This is a genomic window from Melaminivora alkalimesophila, assembly GCF_000282995.1.
Taxonomy (GTDB): Bacteria; Pseudomonadota; Gammaproteobacteria; order Burkholderiales; family Burkholderiaceae_C; genus Melaminivora; species Melaminivora alkalimesophila.
Genome location: NZ_ALEE01000343.1, coordinates 1 through 3130, shown reverse-complemented (window position 1 = coordinate 3130; position 3130 = coordinate 1). Strand labels below are relative to the sequence as shown.

General features: G+C 64.0%; 2 protein-coding genes. Both read right to left on the bottom strand.

What is annotated here, in order from left to right; genetic code table 11:
- Window positions 1–46: 46 nt before the first annotated feature.
- A complete protein-coding gene (locus tag A612_RS06405) occupies window positions 47–1627 on the bottom strand; it encodes an ABC transporter substrate-binding protein (protein ID WP_019373683.1) in 1581 nt (526 codons plus the stop codon).
- A 255-nt stretch (window positions 1628–1882) separates the two neighbouring features.
- Complete coding sequence (locus A612_RS06400) at window positions 1883–3076, bottom strand: porin (RefSeq protein WP_019373682.1); 1194 nt, start codon at window positions 3074–3076, stop codon at window positions 1883–1885.
- Between the last annotated feature and the right edge of the window lie 54 nt (window positions 3077–3130).

The window sequence follows — 3130 nt, the reverse complement described above, 5'->3', positions numbered from 1 at the left end:
CGGACGGACCGGGCCGCCGCTGGCAGCAGGCTTGCTGCTCGCAGGTTTACTGGATCTTCACCGTGCGGATGTCCACCCGGTTGTCGGCGCGGTGCACCATGTCCACGTTCTTCTTCATCGCCCAGGGAATGACCTGGTCGTACAGCGGGATGTGCGAGACCGTGTCGTTGGACAGCTGCAGCGCCTCGGTCATCATGCGCGCGCGCACCGGGGCGTCGGTCTCGACCTTGATGCGGTCCACGAGGTAGTCCATGCGCTCGTTGCTGTACTTGCCGACGTTGTAGTTGCCGTCGCCGCCCGTGCCCACGCTGCGCACCAGCGATTGCAGGCTGTACAGGCCGTCAAAGGTCGGCACGCCCCAGCCGAGCATGTAGATGCTGGCCTCGCTGCGCTGGATCATGGGAAAGTAGGTCACGGTGGGCAGCGTGCGCAGCTTGGCCTTCACGCCCACGCGCGCCCACATCGCCGTGATCGCCTGGCAGATCGCCTCGTCGCTGATGTAGCGGTTGTTGGGGCAGGCGAAGTCCACCTCGAAGCCATCGCCGTAGCCGGCCTCGGCGAGCAGTTTCTTGGAGGCCTCCACATCGTAGGGGAAGCGCTTGCCCACGCCTTCGGTCCAGCCCGCGACCTGCGGCGCGACCAGCGTGCCGGCCGGCTTGCCCAGGCCGCGCAGGATGTTGCGCGTCAGGGCATCGACGTCGATCGCCTGGTACAGCGCCTTGCGCACGCGCACGTCCTTGAGCGGGTTCTTGCCCTTGACGTTGCTGCCCACCAGCTCGTCGCGGAACTGGTCCATGCCGAGGAAGATGGTGCGGTTCTCCAGGCCGTCGATGACCTTGATGTCGCCGTTGGCGCGCAGGCGCGGCAGGTCCTGCGGGGCCGGGTCGAGCACCATGTCGACCTCGCCCGAGAGCAGCGCCGCGATGCGCGTGGCGCCCGACTTGATCGGCGTGTAGACGATCTCGGTGACGTTGCCGTCCATCTCGCCCCACCAGTTGGGGTTGCGCTTCAAGACCATGCGCACGTCCGGCTGCCAGGATTGCAGCGTGAAGGGGCCGGTGCCCATGGCGTTGCGGTGGGCGAAGTTCTCGTCCTTGCCCTTCATGTCGAAGGGCTCGACCGAGCGGTTCTTCTCGGCCCAGGCCTTGCTCATCATGCGCAGCTCGGTCATCTGGCGCAGCAGCACCGGGTTGGGCGCCTTCAGGAACACATCGATGGTGTGGGCATCCACCTTGGTGACGCGCTCGATGCCCTGCACATAGGGGCCGTAGTTGGAGGTCTTGGCCATCGCGCGCTGGATGGAGTAGACCGCATCGTCGGCCGTGAAGTCGGAGCCGTCGTGGAACTTCACGCCGCGCCGCAGCGTGAAGCGCACCTGGGTCGGGCTGACGTTGCTCCAGGCGGTGGCGAGCTGGGGCTCGACCTCGAAGGTCTTGCTGTTGTAGTAGACCAGGCTCTCGTACACGTAGGCGTGGATGCCGTTTTGCAGCGCGTTGTTCTGCGAGTGGATGTCCCAGGTGGAGATCTCGCCCTGGCTGGCCCACTTGAAGGTCTTGGCATGCGCCGCTGGAGCCACGGCCGCCGCGCAGGCCGCCGCAAGAGAAAGGATCAAGGCATTGATTCGCATGGGAACCCTCTTTTATAGAAAGGAGCGACTATGGCAGCGTGGCCGTGGCCACTGGCAAAGGGAAATCCCTGAAATGGTGCATCGCAGATGCGCCGCCATTCATCCGCAGTGCTGATGCAAAACCAATGCCCGGACTGCGTATCTACGCTCGGCGGGGCAAAAACCGTACTTCGAGAAAAAAACAACCTCCCGAAGGAGGTTGCTTGAAATCGGGGCGGGCCCACAAGGACCCTTCCCCTCCCCACTCAATGTGCCTTAGAAGCGATGGCGGACACCCACGGTGATGCCGGTACGGCTGCGTGCGCCGCTCGCCGCATCCAGCACGACCGCGCTGCCGCCGCTGATGCTGGTGTGGTCCACGCCGAAGTAGGCATCGGTGCGCTTGCTGAAGGCATAGTCCGCCACGGCCACGTAGAAGTTGGCGTTGCCGTTGGAAGCACCCGTGGCCGAGCCCGACTGCTTACCGCGGAAGTAGTGCGCGCCCAGGTTGAGCTGAGGAGTCAGCTGATAGCCCACGCCCACCTTGAACAGCTGGCGCTTGTTGGCGTCGCCCGGCTGGAAGCCGCCATTGGTCTGGCCGGCCCAGAATTGCCCCAGGATCGCTCCGTCTACGAGGTTACGGAAACCCTGGATCGGGTTGGTCACCGTAGCGTATTTCGCCTTGTTCAGGCCATAGCCTGTATTGAAGTACCACGGACCCGTGCGGTACGAACCGCCCAGAGTCCAGGCGTCTACGTCGGTGCCGCCTGGCAGCGTCGTGCGCATGTAGCCGCCGCCGACGGCAAACCCGCTCGCGGAGTAGCGCAGGTAGCCGCCAGCCGTCTTCCAGGCGCCACCACCCAGGGTGCCTGCAACGTAGGCAGGCACTTGCGCCGCCGAGGCAGGCAGGCCAGCTTCCAATGCCTTGGTGTCGTAGTTCTCGTCAAACGAATATTGCAGCGAGCCTACGAAGCTGCGGTCCGGCGTTGCGAAGGTGTACTTCAGCATGTTGCTGGTACGCGCGCCCATGGCCATTCCCAACTCAGGCTTGTAGGCTTCCATGTAGGGGGAGTACGGGAACGAAGCGTAGGTGCTGGTCACCACGTCGAACAGGACGTTCCACTGACGTCCGGCAGTCAGGCGGCCATAAGGGCCTTGCAGACCCAGATAGGACAGTTGGAAGAAGGGGGTGGAAACACTGCCGTCATCGGCATTGAGACGGTTTTCCAGCACCACCAGGGCCTTGGACCCGCCACCCAGGTCCTCCTCCACATTGATACCCCAGCGGCTTTGCGACATGCCGCCACCGATCATCTTCGTCAGGCCATCCTTGCCGGCACCTTCGTTGTTGGTGTGGCGCACGGCGGCATCCACGATACCCCACAGCTCCACCTTGCTGGTACCGGCGGACTGGGCCATTGCCACGCCCGCGCCGCACAGCGCCAGGGCAGCCACAATTTTCTTTTGCATACGACAGACTCCTCTTGGATTGATAACCTGACCTGCTCCCCATAGGCCGTACCA